The organism is Cupriavidus pauculus (genome assembly GCF_008693385.1).
In the GTDB taxonomy this organism is placed as follows: domain Bacteria; phylum Pseudomonadota; class Gammaproteobacteria; order Burkholderiales; family Burkholderiaceae; genus Cupriavidus; species Cupriavidus pauculus_D.
Genome location: NZ_CP044067.1, coordinates 1,156,401 through 1,177,190 on the forward strand (window position 1 = coordinate 1,156,401; position 20,790 = coordinate 1,177,190).

Genomic DNA, 20,790 nt, shown 5'->3' on the forward strand with positions numbered 1-20,790 from the left:
CGCATCGCCATGACACATGGCGATAAAGCAAAGCGAGAGCGCTTGCAATGCGGGGCGATGTTGGGAGAGACCTGCCGCACACGGACAAAACACGCGGATAGGCAGGAAAACTTCGGCCAGATTGGCCGCCGGCAAGGTGGTAGCCGGCTCGATGGCGGGCGAACGTCGTTAATAGTACGTCGTTAGTAATATGTCGCCAGACCATCATTCCTGAAAAACAGGAATAACCCGCACTGTAACACATCGCATCGTCTATTGCGCCTATTGCCTTGCCGGCGCCTCGAGCGACCCGGCGAAGACGATGGTCACGCGCTTCGGATCGATGTACCTGCGAATGGCCGCGTTGACCGACTGGACCGTGGCGTTGCGCACACGCTGCACCTGCGTCTCGGCGAATGCCATCGTGTGGCCGGCATAGAGTTGATCGGCCATGGTCTGCGCGAGCAGGCTGTCGCGCGTAAGGCCGACCATGGCCTGCTCGAGCAGGCCACGCTTGGCGTCGGCGAGTTCCTGCTCCGTAATGCCGTCGCGCGCGAACCGCGCGAGTTCCTCCGCGGCGGCGCGCCTCACGCGCTCGAGATTGCGGGGCGCGAAGGAGGCCCGTACCGTGAAGCTGCCCGCGGTATCGATCGCGCCCACCTGCAACCTGCTGCCCGCCGAATAGCTGATGCCCTCACGTTGCCGAATGCGCTCGGACAATCTGCCGCGGAGTGGATTGCCGCCATAGATCCGATTGGCGATGGCCAGATCGGCATAGTCCGGCGAGGACGTGGTCATCGCCATCGCGATGCGCGCGAGGTAGATCGCGCTGGCGTTCTCGGCCGTCTGCACGGTCAGCGTGGCGGGCGCGATGCCACGGTACGGGCGATCGACGCGTGCATAAGCCTCTGGCGCATTCCAGTCGCCGAACAGCGCCTGCAGCTGCTGCCGGGCCGCGTCGATATCGACGTCGCCCACCAGCGCCACCTGCGCGTGGCTGGTCCCATAGAAACGCTGATGGAATGCGCGGACGTCGTCCATCGTCACGGCGTTGATGCCCGCGATGCGTTCCTGCTGGTTCGGCGCGCGACGCGGATCGCCGGGCGGATACGGGCTGCCATGCTGATCCATGGCACTGGCCGCGACCGCGTCCGGGGCATTGCCCACACGCTCGAGTTCGGCCACGCTTGCGCGCCGCACATCGTCGAGCTCGGTGGCATCGAGGGCCGGCGCGCGCAGGATGTCGCGCAGCACGGGCAAAAACGCCGCAAGATGTTCGCGCTGCGTTTCGAACTGCACCGTTGCGCGATCGGCCTGCGCGGTAATCCGCACGGTGGCGCCGAGTTCGGCCAGCGCATCCGCGAGCTGCTGGCGATCGCGACCGCCAGCCCCGCGCATCAGTGTCGCCGCCGTGAGCGTCGCCGCATAGGTGTTGCCCGTCAGGCTGCCGGCCGTTCCCATGTTCAGCATCATCACACCGGTGACCGTGTTGCCGCGCGTCGGGCGGCTCAGCACCGCGAGCTTCATGCCGTTGGGAAAATCAAAACGCTGGGTATGTGCCTCGATGTTCGCCGGCGACGAATCGAACGGCGGCGGTGGCGGAGGCAATGGCCGGCCGTGGTAGCCCGCGAGGACGCGCGGCAGATCCACGGGTGCGGGCATCGCCACGCGCTGGGTCTGCGCCACGGGATACAGCCGGCCCTCCGTGCGATTGGCGGCGCGCAGGTACTGGGCGGCCACGCGCTGCAGATCCTCCACGCGCACACTGTCCACGCGATCGCGCAACAGGAACAGCAATCGCCAGTCGCCCCATGCCACCGACTCGGACAGCTGCATGGTCAGCGTGTCGGAGTTCTTGAACATCGTCGCGATGGCGTTGTGTATCTCCACCCGCACGCGTTCGAGTTCGGTCGCGGTGACCGGATGCGATGCGAGCCCTTCCACCTGCGCGAGCAGCCTGTCGCGCGCGGGCTCCATCGACTGCCCCTTGGGCACCTCGGCGAGAAACAGCACGGTGCCCGGATCGCGCATGGCATCGATCGATGCCGACGCGCTGGTGGCCAGCTTCGCCTCGACCAGGCTTCTGTACAGGCGCCCGCCCGAGGCTCCGGCCATCACTTGCAGCAGCATCCACATCGGCACCGCATCGGGGTGGGCGGCCTGCGGCACGTGGTACATCTCGCCGAGCAGCTGGGTATCGCCAGCGCGGCGCAGCGTCACGGAGCGCTCGCCTTCCTGCGCGGGTTCGGCCGTGACCGCGGTCATCAGCGTGCGATCGGGACGCGGAATAGCGCCGAAATAGGTGGAGACGGTGTCGAGCACCCAGTCCGGATCGAACTTGCCGCCGATCAGCAGCACGGCATTGTCGGGCTGGTAATAGCGCCGATAGAACGCGCGCAGCATCGGAATCGACACGTTCTCCACGTCCTCGCGCGTGCCGATATTGGCCTTGCCGTACGGATGCCACGCGTAGGCGGTGGCATTCAACGCCTGAAGCAGCACCCGGTCCGATCGCGTCTGCCCGATTTCCATCTCGTTGAGCACCACGGGCATCTCGCTGCGCAGGTCGTCCGCCTCGATCCGGCTGTTCACCATCCGGTCCGCTTCCATGCGCAGCAGCCATTCGAGGTTGTCCTCGCTCGACGGAAACGTCGCGAAGTAGTTGGTGCGATCGGGCGAGGTGGTGCCATTGGCCATCATGCCGCGACGCGCGAACTCCTCGCGCAGCGCGGTGGCCGTCAGCGTGGCGGTGCCCTTGAACTGCATATGCTCGAGCAGGTGGGCCATGCCGGCTTCCCCACGCCCTTCGTCGCGGCTGCCGACCAGATACGTGATGTTGACGGTCGCGCGCGGCACCGCGTCGTCCGGCGCAAGCAGCACGCGCAGGCCGTTGGGAAAACGGTATTCGGTGACGCCCTCGACAGCGGTGACGCGCGTGTAGGCGTCCGTATTGCCTCCGCCGGGCGCGGCGCGCACGGTAGCGCCCCCGCCCAGCGCGAGCACGCATGCAAGCAGCAGGCGAATCGTTCGGCACACGATGGCGGGCACTCCACGAGATCTGGCTCCGTAAAGTTTGCAACCGCGCCCCGGCAAAGTGAATTCAGTTTTTTCGGCGACGTGTTAACTGGATTTCAACCACGCTTCGCTCAACGCCCACAGCCGCGCCGCCTTGTCCGCATCCCCAAGATACGCGCGCGCCCCGTCCGCAAACGGGTTGTCCGTATCGTTGATCGTCGCGACCGCGCAGTCTTCGAGATAGCGGCCGCCGATCTCGGCGCCCTCGGCCACCACCGCGGCCCACACGGAGGTCGCCGCGGCCTGTGCGACGGACTTCAGGACCGGTGGTGGCAGGCCCGCTTCGGCGCGTGCCTTGCCGACGGTGTCGAACAGCCCCTGCAGCGCTTCCTGCGAGAAATGACGCGGCAGATCGGTGAGGCTGTTTCCCGGCATCACCGACGCGGCCCGCACGCCGCGCTCGCGATGGCGCCGGTCGAATTCGAGCGCGAATAGCGCGTTGGCCGTCTTCGACCGGCCGTAGCCGACGAACGGCTCGTACGGCTGCCGATCGAAGTTGGGATCGTCGAGGTCCACATCGGCGACGCGATGCGCCTGCGACGACAGCACGACCAGGCGCCCGTTGTCCGCAAGCAACCGCGCGATGCGCGTGATCAGCGCGAAGTGCCCGAGATGATTGACCCCGAACTGAAGCTCGACGCCATCGGCAGTCTTGCCGAACGGCGGTGCCATGATGCCGGCGTTGGCAATCACGGCATGGAACGGCTGGCCATCGGCGAGCAGGCGATCCGCAGCGGCCCGCACGCTCCGCAGCGAGGCCAGATCGAGGTCGATCAATGCCAATTGACCGCCGCCGCGCGACGCGGCGTCACGGACCGGCGCCACGGCCTGTTCGGCGACATGCCTGACGGTGCCCACCACGCTGGCCCCCCGCGCGGCGAGCGCGCGCGCGGTTTCGAGGCCGATGCCCGACGACACCCCCGTGACAAGAAACCGCTTGCCGGAGAGATCGATGCCCGCGAGGACGTCGTCCGCTGTCGAGGTTGCACCGAAATGCTTGCTCATGATGTTCCTTTGTGATGGTTTGCCGTGTGGTCAGATGCCAAGTCCGCCAGCCACGCTGATGACTTCGCCAGTGATATAGCCCGCGCCCGGCCCAGCCAGGAAGCACGCAAGCGCCGATACTTCCTCGAGCGTCGCGATGCGGCGAACAGGATGCAGGTTCAACAGCGCCTCGGGCACACCATCGCCGAGCACTTCGGCCGCCATATCGGTCGGCATGACGCCTGGCTGAATGACATTGGCGGTGATGTTGCGGCCGCCGAGGTCGCGCGCGACGCCTTTCGCGTAGCCGATCAACGCCGACTTGCTGCCCGCATAATCGGCGGCACCGGCGAACGGAACCCGCGTTCCCAGCAGCGAACCGATAAAGATGATTCGCCCGCCATCGGACAACACCGGCGCGGCCGCACGCGTCATCGCCACGGTGCCCAGGACGTTGATCTGCCACTGCCGGTCGAGGTTGACGGTATCGAGATCGCGGTCGTCGACCGTCTTGCCCTGCACGGCGATGGCCGCGTTGTTGACGAGCACGTCGAGCCTGCCGAAATGCGCGAGTACCTTGTCCATCAGCGGCCTGGCCGCCGCCGTATCGGCCTGGTCGCTCCGGATGGCCAGTGCCCGCACGCCCTTCGCGCGCAATGTCTGCGCGACGCCTTCGGCCTTGTCGGCCGACGTCACGTAGGTGATGGCCACATCGGCGCCCAGTTCCGCGAACGCCGCCGCGGTCGCCGCGCCAAGTCCGCGCGAGCCACCGGTGACGAGCGCGACCTTCCCTTTCAATGCTCCCTGCATGTACGGCCTCCCTTTCCTTTTATCGTAACGATCATTACGTTAACGAACGTTACGTTATGGAAACACGGCGTGTCAAGGCGGCAAGGCCAAAAAAACATAACGGGTGTTACGATACCGGCCGGCACAGGAAGATCGAGGCAACTGGGGTATGGGACGTCACCGCGAATTCGATGTGGAACAGGCGCTGGACGCGGCGCTTCGCGTGTTCTGGCAGAAGGGATATGAAGGGGCGTCCTACGCGGACCTGACGCAGGCAACGGGCGTGGAACGCCCCGCGCTCTACGCCGCGTTCGGCAACAAGGAGACCTTGTTCCGCCGCGCGCTCGAACGCTACTACGCGCACTATCTCGATTTCTTCGCGGCCGCGCTCGATCTGCCGACCTCGCGCGAAGTGGCGACGGCGATTCTGCGGGGCACGGCCGAGCTCAACACGCGGTATCCGGATCGCACCGGATGCCTCGGCGTCCACGGCGCCCTGGCCGTGTCGGATGACGCGGAATCCGTTCGCTGCGCCGTGACGGACGCGCGTGCCAGCGGCCAGGCCCTGCTGCAGGCACGACTCGAACGCGCGCGGGAGCAAGGCGACCTGCCCGCGTCCGCCAACGCCGCCGCGCTGGCCGCCTACGTTTGTGCCGTGGCCCACGGCATGGCCGTTCAGGCCAAGGCCGGGTTCAGCCGAGAGACGCTGGAAGCCGTCGCCGAACAGGCGCTTGCCACCTGGCCCGCCAGCGCACGAAAGCGCAAATCATGACCGCCGCCTGCTGGCTGCTCTGTCTCCGCTACACGCGGTAATACGCGAGCTCGCCGCCCTGTACCGCATCGAGAGGGCCGCGAAGCCGGAGTTTCACGATTGCACGGAAGTTTTGCGCTACGATGGCGCTTTCGTCCAAGGACACTCCGAAGGATTTCCGCACTTGCCCGACGCCCTGCCCGTCTCCGCTGCCGGTGAATTTCCCACCTTCGAGACATCGGATTTCGCGGGCGAAGGGTCGTTCTACTTCGACCTCGTGCGGCTGGAAGACCGGGACGATATCCCGCGCGGATTCCTGCATCGGCACAACTACTACCATCTGCTCTGGATGACCCGCGCGAGCGGCACGCATACGCTCGACTTCGCGCATTTCGACGTGCGCGACCACGCGGTGTTCTTTCTCTCGCCGGGGCAGGTCCATGCATGGACGTCTTCGGTCAAGCCCTACGGTTACGTGCTGAACTTCAGCACCGACTTCTTCGCGCGGATGTTCCCGCGTGCCGACGATGTCGCGAAGTTCCCGTTCTTCCATCCCACGCGCGGCAACAGCGCGCTCTATCTCTCGCGCGACCAGCATGATGGCATGCTGCCGCTGCTCGACGAGATGGACCGCGAAGCGCGAGATCGCCAGCCCGGCTCCACGGACGTCGTGCAGGCCTGCCTGCTGATCCTGCTCACGCGCCTGCGCCGGCTATGCCCCGACAACGAGCCCGCCGGTGGCGTCGGTCCGCATCAGGCGCTCACGCGGCGGTTCACGATGCTCGTGGATACGCATTACCTGACCTTCGGCACGATTGGCCAGTACGCGGATGCCCTTTGCGTGAGCGAGCGCCAGCTCAACGACGCCGTCAAGCGGACGCTGGCCCGTACCGCGAGCCAGGTGGTACAAGAGCGCGTGGTGCTGGAAGCGAAGCGCTGGCTCAGCAATACGGAGACGGGCATCGCGGAGATCGCGTTCCGCCTCAACATCGAGGACCCCGCCTACTTCGCGCGGTTCTTCAAGAAGCAGACGGGCCTGACCCCGGGCGATTTCCGCAAGAAGCACTGCCGCCCGCTCTCCTGATCCTCGCCTGACCCTGGCCTGACCCTCGCCTGACGCCGGCAAACGCCGCGCAAAAAAGTCCAATACATCGTCTGATCCGTCCTAACGCTGCCGTGCGCTGGCTGCGTAAAGTGCCGGGCATGGGGCAAGCGGGACCCGCGTCCGGCCTGCCATAAGAACCAGAAGCACAGGAGACAGACATGTTCAGCGCCATCGCTCCCTTGCGGAGCTTTGCCGTGGCCGCAGCATTGGCCATCACCACGTTCAACGCCATGGCGGACTATCCCGACAAGCCCTTGCGCGTCATCGTACCGTTCGCTGCCGGCGGCGCCACCGACGTCATCGCGCGCACCGTCGCCCAATCGATGTCCACGCGTCTCGGCCAGTCGATCGTCGTGGAAAACAAGGCAGGCGCCAACGGCAATATCGGTGCGGTGTCGGCCGCGCGCGCGGCGCCGGATGGCTACACGCTGCTCATGGCCACGTCGAGCCATGCGATCAACGCCTCGCTCTACCAGAAGCTCGACTACAGCCTGACGAAAGACTTCGTGGGCCTGTCGAATCTCGCCTCCGTACCGCTGCTGCTGGTCGTGAATCCGTCGGTACCAGCCAAGTCCGCGAGCGAACTCGCCGCCTATGCGAAAGCCAATGCCGGCCGCGTCAACTATGCGTCGGGCGGCACCGGCACGGCATCGCATCTGGCCGGCGAGCAATTCGCCACGCTGACGGGGGCGAGGATGACCCACGTCGCCTACAAGGGCGGCTCGCAGGCCCTCAACGACGTGATGGGCGGCCAGGTGCAGGTCATGTTCGCCAACCTGCCCGAGGTCCTGTCGCAGGTCCAGGGCGGCAAGCTGCGCGCGCTCGCCGTCACCGGCAACAAGCGCCACGCCGCACTGCCCGACGTGCCCGCGTTCTCGGAGACACCGTACGCCGGCATGACCGCGCGCTCGTGGTTCGGCCTGTTCGTGCCGGCCGGCACGCCGCCCGCCGTCGTCGAGAAACTGTCGCAGGCGATCGTCCAGAGCGTGGCCGACCCCGCCGTGAAGGAACGCCTGAAAGGCCTTGGTGCCGACCCGGTCGGCGACGACCAGCCCTCGTTCCAGAAATACGTGAATCAGGAAGTGTCGCGCTGGGCCGTGCTCGTCAAGCAGTCCGGCGCCACCGTCGATTGATTTCACCCCCCATTCGCCATCCTTCGAGGAATCCCATGCTGTACGACGTACGCACCTATACCTGCCGCCCCGGCACGATCAAGAAACACCTGGCGCTGTACGCCGAGCACGGCTACGCGATCCAGAGCCGCCATCTGGGCAAACCGCTGGCCTACATGCAGACGGACGCCGGCAACGTCAACAGCTACACGCATATCTGGGTGTACGACAGCGCAGCCGACCGCGAAGCCAAGCGCCAGTCGCTGCAGAAGGATCCGGCCTGGGTCGAATACCTGAAGCTGAGCGCGGAAGCCGCATACCTCGTCAGCCAGGAAAACAAGCTGATGACGCCGGTATCGTTCTTCCAGCCGTGAGTCCCAACCGGTGACCTCTTAACCGGCGACATCCTCGTCGCCGGAGAACTTTCGCAGCAGCCGCAGGAACTCGTTGAACTCCTCGGTCGTGAAGTCCTGCAACCGTTGATTGAGCACGTCGGGCGTGACATCGGGAATGCGCTTCGCGACCTCGGTGCCCTTGCGTGTGAGCAGCACATGCACGACGCGCCGGTCCTCCTCGCTACGCTGGCGCCGCACCATCTCCTTGCTTTCGAGCTTGTCGAGCATGCGCGTGGTGAGGCCGGTGTCGATGCCGAGCGCCTTGCTGATCTCCAGCGGCGTCGTCACCTCGCCGCGCGCCAGCGCCAGCAGGATGCCCATCTGCTGGCCCGTTATCTCGAGCGGGCGTAGCGCCGCATCGACCTCCATCAGCAGGCCATTGCGGGCCTTGTTCAAAAGAAAGCCGATGCTTTCCGTCAGCTCGTAGTTCTTGCGGGTGTAGTGCTTCACGGCGGCTTGAACGGTCTCGGACGACATGGAGCCCCCAATATATCTGATCTGTCAATCAATGGACCGGGGAAGGCTCACGCGACCTCCAGCCCCAGCACCTTTGCCGTCGACGCCCGAATCGCCATGCACGCATTGGCATCGGTTTTCAGATCGATCCCGTAGGTCGGGATGATGTTGCGCAGCTTGTCCGTCCACCCGCCGCTCTTCAGTTGCCGATCGAAGCATGCCTCCAGCACCTTCACCGCGATGGCTGCCGCGGTCGAGGCACCCGGGGATGCCCCGAGCAGCGCGACGATGGACTTGTCTGCGCTCGCGACCAGTTCGGTACCGAACTCCAGCGCGCCCGAGTGGTTCGGCTCCGGCTTGATGATCTGCACCCGCTGGCCCGCCACCGCTTCGACCCACTGTTCGCGCCGCGCGCCCGGATAGAAATCCCTGAGCGTGGCGAACTGATGCGCGCCCGTTTGCAGGACCTGTCCGATCAGGTATTCGGCCAGCTGCAGGTTGTCGCGCGCCACCGCCAGCATCGGCAGCACATTGCCAGGTTCGATCGAACGGAACAGGTCGAAGTACGACCCGTGCTTGAGGAACTTGCTCGAGAAACCGGCATAGGGGCCGAACAGCAGCGACCGCTTGCCCTGTACGATGCGCGTGTCGAGATGCGGCACCGACATCGGCGGCGAGCCGTGCGCGGCCTTGCCGTAGACCTTGGCATGATGACGCGCGGCGATATCGTCCGCGTCGCAACGCAGCCAGATCCCGCTGACCGGGAAGCCGCCGTATCCGTGTCCCTCCGGAATATTCGCGCGCTGGAGCAGATCGAGCGCGCCCCCGCCCGCACCGATGAATACGAAGCGCGCGGTCACCGTACGCTGCGCGCCGCTGGCTTCGTCCACGGCCGTCACACGCCATCGTTGTCCGTCCGCACGGGCAAGCGCCGTCACACGATGGCGGTAATGGACAGCAAAGCCGCCACTCGCCTGCAGATGCGCCACCAGCAGATGGGTCAGCGTGCCGTAGTCCACGTCCGCGCCCGAGTTGATGCGCGTCGCCGCGACGGGCTGCTTCCCGTCCCGGCCCTCCATGATCAGCGGCGCCCATTCGCCGATCTGCCCATGGTTCTCGCTATAGGCCATGCCGTGATAGCAGTGGTGCGCCGACATCGCCTTGAACCGCGCGCGCAGAAAGTCCACGTTCTCCTCGCCCCATACGAAACTCATATGCGGGCAGGCGTGCAGAAAGGCTTGCGGATCCGCGATCGCGCCGCTGGACACGAGATACGCCCACAACTGCCGCGAGAGGTCGAACTCGGTGTTGACCTCCAGCGCCTCGTGGATATCGATGCTGCCATCCGCGCGCTGCGGGGTGTAGTTGAGCTCGCAGTTGGCGGCATGCCCGGTACCCGCGTTGTTCCATGCCTGCGAACTCTCCTGCCCGCAATCGCCAAGCGTCTCCAGCATGACCAGTTGCAGCGACGGCTCGAGGCTCTTCAGCAGCGTGCCGAACGTCGCGCTCATGATGCCCGCGCCAATCAGCACGACGTCCGTGCTTTCGGTATCGCTTCCGCTCATGATGGTGCCCCCTTCCCTTCGCCGGCCACGAACCGAAGCGGCGTGCCTTCCTGATACACCACGTAGGCGCGGCGCCACGGCTGATCGTCCAGCAGCCGCCACGTATGGCCGGATCCACTGTTGTCCTGGGCAAGCAGGACATCGCCGGGACGGATCACGAACGTCGCGCCGGATTTCGTCTCGAACTCGAGCGTGCCCGACAGCGTGATCACATAACGCGGCACGGGATCCTGATGCCACGCGTAAGAGCCGCCCGAGCGCGTTTCCTGGAACGACAGCGCCGTCACGGCGACCGGCTGGCCCACCGCATCGCCACGAGCGCCCTCCACGAGTTCGAGGTGACCTTCCTCGAATAGCGAGTTGCCGTCCTCGCCGGTCCACATACGCACACATCGGATCATCGCGATACTCCTTTCGATTCGAAGAGACGGTGAGGCGAACTGGGGAAGGACGCCAGCGCGAGGCAAAGGCCGGCCGCAATCGCGGTGGTGACGACCATGGCGGTCACCGCCAGCCCGAGCGTGCCGGCGACCACCGCCAGCGGCGCGTGTTCGCCAGCGTTCATCAGCTGCAGCCCCCCGATTGCCGCGCGGAACGCGTACGCGCCGGGAATCATTGCCACCACACCCGGAAACGCAAAGGTCACCGCGGGCACACCGATGCGATGCGCCAGGCCGCGTGCCAGCAACGTGGCGACGAACGCGGCCGCCAGCGATGCCGCCGCGAGCCCCACCCCGAGCGTCTCCAGTTCCGTGCGCAGGCCATGCCCGACCATCGCGCAGACGATGCACGCCCATGCCATGCGCGGCGGTACGTTGAAGAGCAACGCATAGCCTGCGCCGGCCAGCGCGGAAAACAGAAAGTCCTCACCCACGGTCAGCATGACCGACGGCGCATTCAGCGGCAGGTCGTCGTTGAACAGGCCCGCGGCGAGCAGCAGGCCCAGCGCGATCGCGAGCACGATCGCGGTCCCGGTCAGCAATCGCGCGATGCCCACGCCGGCATGCCCCGACAGCGTGTCCCGAATGCCGTTGAGCAGCGGCACGCCGGGCACGAGAATCATCCCGGCGGCCACGAGGCAAAGCGTCGGCGACGTGCCCGGAAACAGCCGCATGCCGACGGCGCCGACGGCACCGCCCACGAACGCGCAGATCGCCGCGCCCGCCACGGCGTTCATCTGTAAGCGTCCGAGCGCCATGCGCAATGCCTGCGTCGCCATGCCGACGACGAGCGAGACCGCGACCACCTCCCATGCGCCGCCGAACAGCCGCGCGAGCGATGCCGCGGCAACGCCCACCCCCACGATGACGATCCAGTGCGGATAGCCCGGGCGCTCCCATGGCAGGCGATCGAAGACCGCGGTATCCAATGCCGCCGGGTCCTGGCTATCGCTATCGGCAGGCCCGCGGCGCAGCATGTCCGCGAGCACGGCGAGCGTGCCGACGTTGACGGCGGCGCCCGTGAACGTGGCGCCCACCTTCGTGCGGAATCCGGCTTCGTTTTCGAGCGTGAGCACGAGCCCGTCCACACAGACGAGCACATGCGCTCGGTAGCCCATGCGCGTGGCCAGCGCCGCCATCGCGGCGCTCGTATGCGCGGCATCGGCACCGTTCGCCATCATCGAACGGCCAAGCCGCAGCGCAACATGCGCCACCTGTGCAACGTGTTCTACAGGTGCGGATCGGTCCGTCGCGGCCAGTGCGTGCGTATCGAGATCAAGCCCCGGCGAGTCCATGGCCGACCATGTCGAGCGGCTTGATCGTGCGATCGAACAGGGCCTCGTCCACCTTGCCCGAGGCAAGCGCGGCCTGCCTGAGCGTCAGGCCCTCGGCAATGGCCGTTTCCGCGATATGCGCGGCGTTCTGGTAGCCGATGACCGGCGACAGCGCCGTCACCAGCATGACGCTGCCTTCCACGTACTGCTGGATCTTCTCGCGGTTGATGTCGGTGCCTTCCACCGAATACTTGCGGAACTTGTCGCAACCGTCGGCAAGGATGCGCGCGGAGTGCAGAAAGTTGTTGATGATCACGGGCCGCATCGCATTGAGCTCGAAGTTGCCCTGGCTACCGGCGAAAGCCACCGCCGAGTCGTTGCCCATCACCTGCAGGCAGATCATGACCATCGCCTCGCACTGCGTGGGATTCACCTTGCCGGGCATGATCGACGACCCCGGCTCGTTGTCGGGCAGCTTGAGCTCGCCGAGCCCGCAACGCGGCCCCGACGCCAGCCAGCGCATATCGTTGGCGATCTTCATCAGCACGACGGCCAGGTTTCGCAGCGTACCGTGCGCGCGGACCATCGCGTCGAGCGAGCCTTGCGCGGCGAACTTGTTCGGCGCGGTGATGAACGGCTTGCCGGTCAGTTGCGCGATCTGGGCGGCAACGGCCTCGGAAAAGCCCTTTGGCGCATTGAGCCCCGTGCCCACCGCCGTGCCCCCTACCGCGAGCTGATAGAGCCCGCCACGGCAGCCCTCGATATCGGCAATCGCATCGCGGATCTGCGCGGCCCAGCCATGCCATTCCTGCCCGACCGTCAGCGGTACCGCGTCCTCCAGATGCGTGCGGCCGATCTTGACGACGTCCTTCCACCCTTCGGCCTTGCGCTCGATCAGGTCCGCCAGCTCGCTGACCCGCGGCAACAGCACGGCGTCGATCATCTCGACAGATGCGATATGCATGGCGGTGGGAAACGTATCGTTCGACGATTGCCCCATGTTCACGTCGTCGTTGGGGCCAACGGGTTCCTGCGTGCCGAGCGTTCCGCCGAGCAGCTGGATGGCCCGGTTGGAGAGCACCTCGTTGACGTTCATGTTGCTCTGCGTGCCGGAGCCCGTCTGCCAGACGTACAGCGGATAGTGATCGTCGAGCTTGCCGGCGATGGTCTCGTCCGCGGCGCGCACGATCGCCGCCTTCTTCCACTCGGGCAGGCGTCCCGCGGCATGGTTGACCAGCGCGCACGCCTTCTTGACGTAGCCGTACGCGTGATAGACGGCTTTCGGCATGCGGTCGTCGCCGATCGCGAAGTGCTGCAACGAGCGTTGTGTCTGCGCGCCCCAGTATCTGTCCGCCGGCACCTCGACCTCGCCCATGCTGTCGAACTCCCTTCGCATGCCTGTTGCGGTGAGCCCGATTGGGACGTCGCGGAGGACAGGTGTCGAAGGACTGGAGTTCATGATGGGGCTCCCAAGGTCGGACGATGTTTGAGTCTAGTACAGATGCGGACATCACAAACCCTATTACACTCCCCCGATGCGCGATCATCCGCTCCAAATCCCCGCCGACGCTCTTGTCTGCCACTACTGGCAGGGCGAGCGGTTACGCAGCCGCTCAGTGAGTCACCTCGTGCTCTCGGGCGTCGTCGATATTCCCGAGGCACCCGCCCGTCTGCGCGCCGACTGGGAACGCGAGATCTCGCAGCATATGACGCTCGACCCCGGCGACGTCGACCAGCTGCCGCTGGCAAGGGCCCGCACGCGCTGGCCCGATTTTGCGCAATGCGTGCGCGCGGCATCCGGCTGGACCGCCGGGCTCGGCCTGGATGGCCTGCTCGCCGAAAGCGATATCGCGCTCATGGTCTGCCGCGGGGCGCGGTATCACCACGATGGCGACTACGGCGGCATGGCGTTCTGCAATCTGTTTGTCGGCGAGGACAAGGGGCAGGACGTGCATTTCCCCTGGCTAGGCCTGCGCATACCGCTGCAGCGCGGCACGATGCTCGTCTTCGATACCTGCCAGCCGCATGCGGTCATCGCGCGCGGCGGCGAGGGATTCAACCCGGCCGATTTCCCGGCGGACCGCGACGACACGCAGCCGTTTCTCACCTGGGAGTTGCCGATCGAGGATCCGCGCGTCGCGCGGGCGCTGCGGATCGACTTCGATATCGACGCGGCCACATCGGCCACGCTGGCGGAAGGCCAGTTGCGGCGGGGGGACCAGCGCGTGGCCGTACGTCCCGACTCGGGGGAGTTATTTCTCTCTTGACAGAAACAACCGAAAGCCTAGAATACGTCGCATGGAACTGAAACCGATCGCCGAACGTTTCGTGCTGCACTGGGGAGAGATGGGCTCGCGCTGGGGCGTGAACCGCACCGTCGCCCAGGTCCACGCGCTGCTCTACCTTGCGGGCCGCCCGATGGACGCGGAAGAGATCACGGTGACGCTCGGCGTGGCGCGATCCAACGTCAGTAACAGCCTCAAGGAACTCCAGTCGTGGCACCTCGTGCGCGTGGTGCACCTCAAGGGCGAACGGCGCGATTTCTTCGAGACGTCCACCGATGTCTGGGAACTGTTCAAGCTGATCGTGGCGGGACGCCGGCAGCGCGAGATCGATCCGACGGCGGTGGCATTGCAGGAATGCCTCGACAATCCGGAAATCGACAAGGAAGACGAAGGCACGCGGCAGCGCATCGAGGAGACGCTGAAGTTCATCGAGACGATGAGCACGCTTTCCGACGAGATGCTGCGGCTGAAGCCGGAAACACTGATGAAGACGCTCGGCGTCACGGCGAAGATCAGCAAGGCCGTGCGGCGCCGCGGCTGATGCGGTAACCCCGGCCACCGCCGTCGAGTCGCAGGCCAGCCGCTTCGAGGCGCTGCATCATCTCGCGCCCGCCGCGCTGTTCCGTGCGTGCGCGGCGGCGGGCGTCGCACGCGTGATACAGGTCTCGGCGCTCGGCGCGGCCACCGGCACCACGCCGTACTTCCGCAGCAAGCATGCCGCCGATGAGGTGCTGCGCGGATTGCCGGTGCCGTGGCAAATCCTCTATCCATCGCTCATCTATGCCGACGATGGCGACTCGGCCGCGATGTTCCGCAGCCTGGTCACGCTGCCCGTCATTCCCGTCCCCGACCTTGGCGACGCGCAGTTCCAGCCCGTGCATATCGACGACGTCGCCGATGCGGTGGTCGCGGCCATCGATCCCGCCACGCCGGCCGGGCAATCGTTCGAGCTCGTCGGCACGCGCCGCGTATCGTATCGGGCGATGCTTGCGGCCTACCGCCGCGCCATGGGGCTCTCCCGCGGGGTCTGGGTCACCATCCCGTCCCCGGCGATGTCCATCGCCGCCCGCGTGGCGGGACGGATTTCCGGCTCGACGCTCACCCCCGACAACTGGCGCATGCTGCGTGCGGGCAGCAGCGGCGATCCCCGCGCGATGACCGCACTGCTCGGCCGCGCACCGTTGCCAATCGAACGATTCATCGCGCCCGCCGACGCCGCCAAGCTGCGCCAGCGCGCGCTGGCCACGTGGCGCACGCCACTGCTGCGCGCGGTGCTCGCGATCGTCTGGCTGGCCACCGCGCTCACGCTGTTCGCGTATCCGCGCGATGCCAGCCTCGCCCTGCTCGCGGCGGTCGGGTTGCAGGGCGATGCGGCCAACGTCGCCCTCTACGGTGCCATTGGCGTGGATGCCGCCATCGGCATCGCGTGCCTGGTCTGGCCGCGTCGCGCGGGGATGAAGCCCACGTCGCGGTGAGGGCATTGATAGGGAAGAAACTGGCTCTGATAGTATACCCCCCTACCCTATTTTCGATACCCCATGAGCCACACGATCCACGACAAGCAGAAGCTGCTCAATCGCGTCCGCCGCATCCGCGGACAGATCGATGCCATCGAGCGTGCGCTCGAGGAGGAGAAGGGCTGCATGGACGTGCTGCAGCAGATCACGAGCTGCCGCGGGGCGATGAATGGGCTGCTGACGGTGGTGCTCGAGGACCATATCCGCACGCATCTGACCGATGCCGAGCCCGCCGAAGACGGTGAGGCCAACGCGCGCGAGCAACTGATCGAAGTCGTTCGCAGCTACTTCAGGTAAGCAGGATTTCGCCATGCATACGCACGACCTTTCCCCCTGGACGCACACGCACGTTTTCGACGCCGGCAACCGCGCGGCCGAGCGCGGCACACGGCTCGTCATGGTCATTACCGCGGTCACGATGTTCGTCGAGATCGCCGCGGGCCTGTGGTTCAATTCCATGGCGCTGCTCGCCGACGGCTGGCATATGAGCTCGCATGCGCTGGCCATCGGCCTCAGCGCGTTCGCGTATGCGGCCGCCCGCCGTTATGCCGGCGACGCGCGCTTTACGTTCGGCACGTGGAAGATCGAAGTGCTGGCCGGCTTTGCGAGCGCCATCTTCCTTCTGGGCATTGCCGCGCTCATGGTGTTCGGCTCCGTCGAGCGCATGATCAGTCCGCAGGCCATCCACTACCAGGAAGCGATGGCCGTGACCGCCATTGGCCTCGTCGTCAATCTGGCGTGCGCGATGATCCTTGGCGGCGCCCATGGCCACGATCACGGGCACGCTCATGGGCACAACCATGGCCACAACCATGGCCACGGGCACCATCACGACCACGCGCACGACCTGAACCTTCGCTCGGCCTACGTCCACGTGCTGGCCGACGCGGCCACGTCGGTGCTCGCCATCCTTGCCCTCGCGGGCGGCTGGCTGTTCGGGTGGGGCTGGCTCGATCCGGTCATGGGCATCGTCGGCGCCGTGCTGGTCGGCGTGTGGGCCTTCGGCCTGCTGCGGCAGACCGGCGTGGTGCTGCTCGACCGCGAAATGGATCATCCGGTCGTCGCCGAGATCCGCGAGGTGCTGGCGTCGTTCAACGTCGGCCCCGAAGGCACGCAGGTCGCCGACCTCCATGTGTGGCGCGTGGGCAAGGACAAGTTTTCCTGCGCGATCAGCCTCGTGACCCATGACGCCGACCTGTCGCCGGCGCACGTGCGGAACGCCCTGCGCATCCACGAAGAGATCGTCCACGTGACCGTGGAGATCCATCGCTGCGCCGACTGACGCAAGAAAAAATGGCCCGTCGCGGATGACGGGCCATCTTCACTACCCCTGCGTGACGTCCGCAGTTACTTCCTCAGATCGAACCGGTCCAGGTCCATCACCTTGGCCCACGCGGCAACAAAGTCCTTGACGAGCTTGTCCGCCCCATCCTCGCTCGCATAGACCTCGCTCAACGCGCGCAACTGCGCATGCGAACCGAATACGAGGTCCACGCGCGAGGCCGTCCATTTGACCGCGCCGGTCTTCCGATCCTTCCCTTCGTACACATCGCGCGACACGGGTTTCCATTCCACATTCATGTCGAGCAGGTTGCGGAAGAAGTCGTTGGTCAGCGTACCCGGACGATCGGTGAACACACCGTGCTTGTCGCGTCCCACATGCACATCGAGCACACGCAGGCCGCCGATCAGCGCCGTCATCTCCGGCGCGGTGAGCGTCAGCAGCTGCGCCTTGTCGATCATCATGTGCTCGGCCTCGACACGCACCCGCGGATTGATGTAGTTGCGGAACGCATCGGCCAGGGGTTCCAGCGCGCCCATCGAATGCGTGTCGGTCTTGTCCTGCGACGCATCCATGCGGCCCGGCGAGAACGGCACGGTCACCTTGGTACCCGCGCTTTCCGCGGCCTTCTCGATACCCGCCGCGCCCGCGAGGACGATGAGGTCGGCCAGCGAGACCTTCTTGCCGCCCGACTGCGCGCCATTGAAGTCGCGTTGCACACCTTCGAGCGCCTGCAGCACCTTGCCGAGTTCGTCGGGCTCGTTGGCGATCCAGTCCTTCTGGGGTGCCAGACGAATGCGCGCGCCATTGGCACCGCCGCGCTTGTCGGAGCCGCGGAACGTCGACGCCGAGGCCCACGCGGTCTTCACGAGCTGCGAGACCGACAGGCCCGTCGCGAGGATCTTCTGCTTGAGTGCCGCCACGTCGCCGTCATTGACGAGCGGATGATCGACCGCGGGAATCGGGTCCTGCCACAGCATTTCCTCGGCGGGGACTTCCGGACCGAGGTACCGCGCGCGCGGCCCCATGTCGCGATGCGTCAGTTTGAACCACGCCCGGGCAAACGCATCGGCGAAGGCCGCCGGATCGTCCTTGAACTTGCGCGAGATCGGCTCGTAGACCGGATCGAAGCGCAGCGACAGGTCGGTCGTCAGCATCGTCGGCTTGAGCTTCTTCGACGGATCGTAGGCATGCGGCACGGTTTCGGGGCCGTCCTTCGCGACCCACTGGTGGGCACCCGCCGGGCTCTTGGTGAGTTCGTACTCGTAGCCGAACAGGTTCTCGAAGAAGCCGCCGCCCCACTTGGTCGGTGTGGTCGTCCACGTGACTTCGAGCCCGCTGGTGATGGTGTCGGCGCCCTTGCCCGTGCCGAACGAACTCTGCCAGCCAAGCCCCTGCAACTCGAGCGGCGCGCCCGCGGGTTCGGCGCCGACGTTACTGGCCGGGCCGGCACCGTGCGTCTTGCCGAACGTATGGCCGCCGGCAATCAGCGCCACGGTCTCCTCGTCGTCCATCGCCATGCGGCCGAACGTCTCGCGGATATCGTACGCGGCTGCCAGGGGGTCCGGATTGCCGTCGGGTCCTTCCGGGTTCACGTAGATCAGGCCCATCTGCACCGCGGCGAGCGGATTCTCGAGATGGCGTCCCGGATCGTTACGGCTGACTTCCTGCCCGTGCATGTCCTTGTCGGCCACGAGCACGGCCGCGTCGTCGTACTTGCCCGCCGCGCCCTTGCCATACCGCACGTCACCGCCGAGCCACGTCTTCTCGTCGCCCCAGTTGACGTCCTGATCGGGTTCCCACGTATCCTCGCGGCCGCCGGCGAACCCGAGCGTCTTGAAGCCCATCGACTCGAGCGCGACGTTGCCGGTCAGGATCATCAGATCGGCCCACGAGATCTTCTGCCCGTACTTCTGCTTGATCGGCCATAGCAGGCGCCGTGCCTTGTCCAGGCTGACGTTGTCCGGCCAGCTGTTGAGCGGCGCGAAGCGCTGCTGCCCGCGTCCGCCGCCTCCCCGGCCGTCACCGATCCGATAGGTACCGGCGCTATGCCAGGCCATGCGAATAAACAACCCGCCGTAGTGGCCGAAATCCGCCGGCCACCAGTCCTGCGAATCGGTCATCAGCGCGGTCAGGTCTTTCTTGACCGCCGCGAGGTCGAGGCTCTTGAACGCCTCGGCGTAATTGAAATCCTTGCCCAGGGGATTGGACTTGTCGGAATGCTGGCTCAGCAGGTCCAGCCGCAATTGTTTTGGCCACCAGTCCTTGTTGGTGGTGCCGCCACCGGCGGCATGGTTGAAGGGACACTTTTCGTCAGACATGCTCTCTCCTTTGGGGGACTACCGCACGTAGTTCTGATGATTCCGCGTCAACGCAAAATATAGGTGAGATGCCGCGTCAACAACATGTGAGGATAGCAATCGCCTCGATAGCGCATTGCTATGACGCCTGTTTGAATGCGTGCCCGTGGTGGGGTTAGTCCCCACCGAATGCTGCGCGGCACCTGACCTATAGTGGGCTTACGCAAGACAACTGCAGCGATCACGCTCGGAGGTTGCGTCATGACCATGGCCACCACGCTGGCGCGGAGCCTTACCCGCAAGCAGGTCCGCTTTGAAACCGTGCGCCGCGCCCGCGGCCCGGATCCCGTGCAAGACACGCATATTCCGGGCGATCGGCTGGCCCGGGCCGTACTGCTGGAGGACGATCGCGGCTACGTCATCGCGGTGCTGCCCTCCACGCATCGATTGCGATTGTCGGAAATCTGCGCGCAGAGCGGCCGCGCGCTCCGGCGTGTGCATGGCGACGGCGTGCGCGAGGTGTTCCGCGACTGCGCTTTCAATGCGCTGCCCCCGATCGGCATGCTGCATCGCACACCGACGTGGGTCGACGACAGCCTGCTGCTGCATGGCGACGTCTACTTCGAGTCCGGCGACCGGGAAGAAGTCGTGCATATGACCACCGCGGAGTTCGGCGCGCTGCTGGCCGATGCGCGGCACGGGCATTTCTCGCATCGGTCGATGTAGACCGCGCCGCACTCCGTAACTTTCAATAAAACACGTTGAAGGTTACGTTGGCGGCGAACGGGAATACAATGGTGCGCTCTTCCTGGAGGCACCATGGCATCTCACGCCCCCCACGCCCATCCCGCGCCGCACGCCGATGACGTGCACACGCTTCCGCGCGTGCTCGCGGACCACGTCGCCCTCGACCTCATCAACACGGTGGGACTCGTCGATGGCGCACCCGTCGACTATTGGCAATCCGATGCCGATGTCATGCACTGGCTCGGCCGCACGGGCCTGCTTCCGGAAGGCGCGCCCGCCAGGACGCCGCCCCGGGGCCTGCTGGACGCCGCGCGCGCATTGCGCGAACCGCTGCGGCAGGCGATTGCGCGCCGCAAGGCAGGCAAGAAGCTCGACCTTGCCTGGCTCAACGGCGCCCTTTCCGCCGGGGGCAGTCACCTCGCCACGCAGATCGACGCGAACGGCAGCGTGATCATGACGCGCGTCTATCCGATGGAAACCGCCGGTCACTATCTCGTCCCGCTCGCCGAGGCCATTGCCGACCTGTTTGTCCATGGCGATTTCGACCTCGTCAGAAAATGCGAAAGCGACAACTGCATCCTCTGGTTCTATGACCGCACGCGCTCGCATCGCCGACGCTGGTGCAGCATGGCGCTCTGCGGCAATCGCCACAAGGTGGCCGCCTTCAGGCGCCGCGAGGCGGGCGACGCCGAGGGCTGATCCCGTGTAACCTTCTAAAAATGATTTGACAGGTT

The 20,790-nt window shown here is 66.0% G+C and carries 20 protein-coding genes; 11 read left to right on the forward strand and 9 right to left on the reverse strand.

What is annotated here, in order from left to right; genetic code table 11:
• Window positions 1-261 precede the first annotated feature (261 nt).
• The 3 genes from FOB72_RS23580 to FOB72_RS23590 form a co-directional block, all read right to left on the reverse strand.
• Entirely contained in the window at window positions 262-3,015 is a 2,754-nt protein-coding gene (locus FOB72_RS23580; RefSeq protein WP_150375098.1) for a M16 family metallopeptidase, read from the reverse strand.
• A gap of 84 nt (window positions 3,016-3,099) precedes the next feature.
• The gene (locus FOB72_RS23585; RefSeq protein WP_150375099.1) at window positions 3,100-4,059 is read right to left on the reverse strand and encodes an SDR family NAD(P)-dependent oxidoreductase; all 960 of its coding nucleotides are present in this window, start codon (window positions 4,057-4,059) and stop codon (window positions 3,100-3,102) included.
• A gap of 30 nt (window positions 4,060-4,089) precedes the next feature.
• Window positions 4,090-4,848, reverse strand: a complete 759-nt coding sequence (locus FOB72_RS23590; RefSeq protein ID WP_150375100.1) for an SDR family NAD(P)-dependent oxidoreductase — start codon at window positions 4,846-4,848, stop codon at window positions 4,090-4,092.
• Window positions 4,849-4,996: 148 nt separating this feature from the next.
• Here FOB72_RS23590 and FOB72_RS23595 point away from each other — a divergent pair, with 148 nt between their 5' ends.
• The 4 genes from FOB72_RS23595 (at window position 4,997) to FOB72_RS23610 (ending at window position 8,169) form a co-directional block, all read left to right on the forward strand.
• Entirely contained in the window at window positions 4,997-5,599 is a 603-nt protein-coding gene (locus FOB72_RS23595; RefSeq protein ID WP_150375101.1) for a TetR/AcrR family transcriptional regulator, read from the forward strand.
• 163 nt (window positions 5,600-5,762) lie between these two features.
• Window positions 5,763-6,662: a helix-turn-helix domain-containing protein gene (locus FOB72_RS23600; RefSeq protein ID WP_223851769.1), complete on the forward strand. Its 900-nt coding sequence runs from the start codon at window positions 5,763-5,765 to the stop codon at window positions 6,660-6,662.
• Between the two features lie 179 nt (window positions 6,663-6,841).
• Window positions 6,842-7,816 (forward strand): Bug family tripartite tricarboxylate transporter substrate binding protein, encoded by a 975-nt coding sequence (locus FOB72_RS23605; protein WP_150375102.1) that lies wholly within the window; start codon window positions 6,842-6,844, stop codon window positions 7,814-7,816.
• 35 nt (window positions 7,817-7,851) lie between these two features.
• Window positions 7,852-8,169 (forward strand): NIPSNAP family protein, encoded by a 318-nt coding sequence (locus FOB72_RS23610; RefSeq protein WP_150375103.1) that lies wholly within the window; start codon window positions 7,852-7,854, stop codon window positions 8,167-8,169.
• A gap of 18 nt (window positions 8,170-8,187) precedes the next feature.
• Here the strand turns inward: FOB72_RS23610 and FOB72_RS23615 are convergent, their stop codons facing one another.
• The 5 genes from FOB72_RS23615 to fumC all read right to left on the reverse strand — a co-directional run bounded on the left by FOB72_RS23615 (window position 8,188) and on the right by fumC (window position 13,321).
• Window positions 8,188-8,640, reverse strand: coding sequence for a MarR family winged helix-turn-helix transcriptional regulator (locus FOB72_RS23615; protein WP_150375104.1), 453 nt, complete (start codon window positions 8,638-8,640; stop codon window positions 8,188-8,190).
• Between the two features lie 74 nt (window positions 8,641-8,714).
• A complete protein-coding gene (gene mqo, locus FOB72_RS23620; RefSeq protein WP_150375105.1) occupies window positions 8,715-10,211 on the reverse strand; it encodes a malate dehydrogenase (quinone) in 1,497 nt (498 codons plus the stop codon).
• The gene (locus tag FOB72_RS23625; protein ID WP_150375106.1) at window positions 10,208-10,612 is read right to left on the reverse strand and encodes a hypothetical protein; all 405 of its coding nucleotides are present in this window, start codon (window positions 10,610-10,612) and stop codon (window positions 10,208-10,210) included. The genes mqo and FOB72_RS23625 overlap by 4 nt, the downstream gene beginning before the upstream one ends.
• Window positions 10,609-11,946 carry a threonine/serine exporter ThrE family protein gene (locus FOB72_RS23630; protein ID WP_150375107.1) on the reverse strand — a complete coding sequence of 446 codons (1,338 nt, stop codon included), beginning with the start codon at window positions 11,944-11,946 and terminating at the stop codon, window positions 10,609-10,611. Before FOB72_RS23630 ends, FOB72_RS23625 begins: the two co-directional genes overlap by 4 nt.
• Entirely contained in the window at window positions 11,927-13,321 is a 1,395-nt protein-coding gene (fumC, locus tag FOB72_RS23635; RefSeq protein WP_223851770.1) for a class II fumarate hydratase, read from the reverse strand. Before fumC ends, FOB72_RS23630 begins: the two co-directional genes overlap by 20 nt.
• 220 nt (window positions 13,322-13,541) lie before the next feature.
• Here fumC and FOB72_RS23640 point away from each other — a divergent pair, with 220 nt between their 5' ends.
• From FOB72_RS23640 to dmeF, 5 genes are all read left to right on the forward strand, one after another.
• A complete protein-coding gene (locus FOB72_RS23640) occupies window positions 13,542-14,192 on the forward strand; it encodes a hypothetical protein (RefSeq protein WP_223851771.1) in 651 nt (216 codons plus the stop codon).
• A 31-nt stretch (window positions 14,193-14,223) separates the two neighbouring features.
• Window positions 14,224-14,751 (forward strand): GbsR/MarR family transcriptional regulator, encoded by a 528-nt coding sequence (locus tag FOB72_RS23645; RefSeq protein ID WP_150375110.1) that lies wholly within the window; start codon window positions 14,224-14,226, stop codon window positions 14,749-14,751.
• Window positions 14,752-14,803: 52 nt separating this feature from the next.
• Window positions 14,804-15,685 carry a DoxX-like family protein gene (locus FOB72_RS23650; RefSeq protein ID WP_223851860.1) on the forward strand — a complete coding sequence of 294 codons (882 nt, stop codon included), beginning with the start codon at window positions 14,804-14,806 and terminating at the stop codon, window positions 15,683-15,685.
• 63 nt (window positions 15,686-15,748) lie between these two features.
• On the forward strand, window positions 15,749-16,024 hold the full coding sequence (locus tag FOB72_RS23655; protein WP_150375111.1) for a metal/formaldehyde-sensitive transcriptional repressor: 276 nt from the start codon (window positions 15,749-15,751) through the stop codon (window positions 16,022-16,024).
• Between the two features lie 13 nt (window positions 16,025-16,037).
• Window positions 16,038-17,009 carry a CDF family Co(II)/Ni(II) efflux transporter DmeF gene (gene dmeF / locus FOB72_RS23660; RefSeq protein WP_150375112.1) on the forward strand — a complete coding sequence of 324 codons (972 nt, stop codon included), beginning with the start codon at window positions 16,038-16,040 and terminating at the stop codon, window positions 17,007-17,009.
• A 65-nt stretch (window positions 17,010-17,074) separates the two neighbouring features.
• Here dmeF and katG read toward each other — a convergent pair whose 3' ends face one another.
• Window positions 17,075-19,330, reverse strand: coding sequence for a catalase/peroxidase HPI (katG, locus tag FOB72_RS23665; protein WP_150375113.1), 2,256 nt, complete (start codon window positions 19,328-19,330; stop codon window positions 17,075-17,077).
• Between the two features lie 240 nt (window positions 19,331-19,570).
• Between katG and FOB72_RS23670 the strand changes: the two genes are divergently transcribed.
• Complete coding sequence (locus tag FOB72_RS23670) at window positions 19,571-20,035, forward strand: aminoacyl-tRNA deacylase (protein WP_150375114.1); 465 nt, start codon at window positions 19,571-19,573, stop codon at window positions 20,033-20,035.
• A 93-nt stretch (window positions 20,036-20,128) separates the two neighbouring features.
• A complete protein-coding gene (locus FOB72_RS23675; RefSeq protein WP_150375115.1) occupies window positions 20,129-20,755 on the forward strand; it encodes a CGNR zinc finger domain-containing protein in 627 nt (208 codons plus the stop codon).
• Window positions 20,756-20,790 lie beyond the last annotated feature (35 nt).

What these genes read in the sequence shown, in the direction of transcription:
- mqo (WP_150375105.1), bottom strand. Translation starts at nt 10,211, where the DNA reads ATGAGCGGAAGCGATACCGAAAGCACGGACGTCGTGCTGATTGGCGCG.
- FOB72_RS23630 (WP_150375107.1), bottom strand. Translation starts at nt 11,946, where the DNA reads ATGGACTCGCCGGGGCTTGATCTCGATACGCACGCACTGGCCGCGACG.
- FOB72_RS23645 (WP_150375110.1), top strand. Translation starts at nt 14,224, where the DNA reads ATGGAACTGAAACCGATCGCCGAACGTTTCGTGCTGCACTGGGGAGAG.
- FOB72_RS23585 (WP_150375099.1), bottom strand. Translation starts at nt 4,059, where the DNA reads ATGAGCAAGCATTTCGGTGCAACCTCGACAGCGGACGACGTCCTCGCG.
- fumC (WP_223851770.1), bottom strand. Translation starts at nt 13,321, where the DNA reads ATGCGAAGGGAGTTCGACAGCATGGGCGAGGTCGAGGTGCCGGCGGAC.
- dmeF (WP_150375112.1), top strand. Translation starts at nt 16,038, where the DNA reads ATGCATACGCACGACCTTTCCCCCTGGACGCACACGCACGTTTTCGAC.
- FOB72_RS23590 (WP_150375100.1), bottom strand. Translation starts at nt 4,848, where the DNA reads ATGCAGGGAGCATTGAAAGGGAAGGTCGCGCTCGTCACCGGTGGCTCG.
- FOB72_RS23655 (WP_150375111.1), top strand. Translation starts at nt 15,749, where the DNA reads ATGAGCCACACGATCCACGACAAGCAGAAGCTGCTCAATCGCGTCCGC.
- FOB72_RS23625 (WP_150375106.1), bottom strand. Translation starts at nt 10,612, where the DNA reads ATGATCCGATGTGTGCGTATGTGGACCGGCGAGGACGGCAACTCGCTA.
- katG (WP_150375113.1), bottom strand. Translation starts at nt 19,330, where the DNA reads ATGTCTGACGAAAAGTGTCCCTTCAACCATGCCGCCGGTGGCGGCACC.
- FOB72_RS23595 (WP_150375101.1), top strand. Translation starts at nt 4,997, where the DNA reads ATGGGACGTCACCGCGAATTCGATGTGGAACAGGCGCTGGACGCGGCG.
- FOB72_RS23670 (WP_150375114.1), top strand. Translation starts at nt 19,571, where the DNA reads ATGACCATGGCCACCACGCTGGCGCGGAGCCTTACCCGCAAGCAGGTC.
- FOB72_RS23675 (WP_150375115.1), top strand. Translation starts at nt 20,129, where the DNA reads ATGGCATCTCACGCCCCCCACGCCCATCCCGCGCCGCACGCCGATGAC.
- FOB72_RS23610 (WP_150375103.1), top strand. Translation starts at nt 7,852, where the DNA reads ATGCTGTACGACGTACGCACCTATACCTGCCGCCCCGGCACGATCAAG.
- FOB72_RS23605 (WP_150375102.1), top strand. Translation starts at nt 6,842, where the DNA reads ATGTTCAGCGCCATCGCTCCCTTGCGGAGCTTTGCCGTGGCCGCAGCA.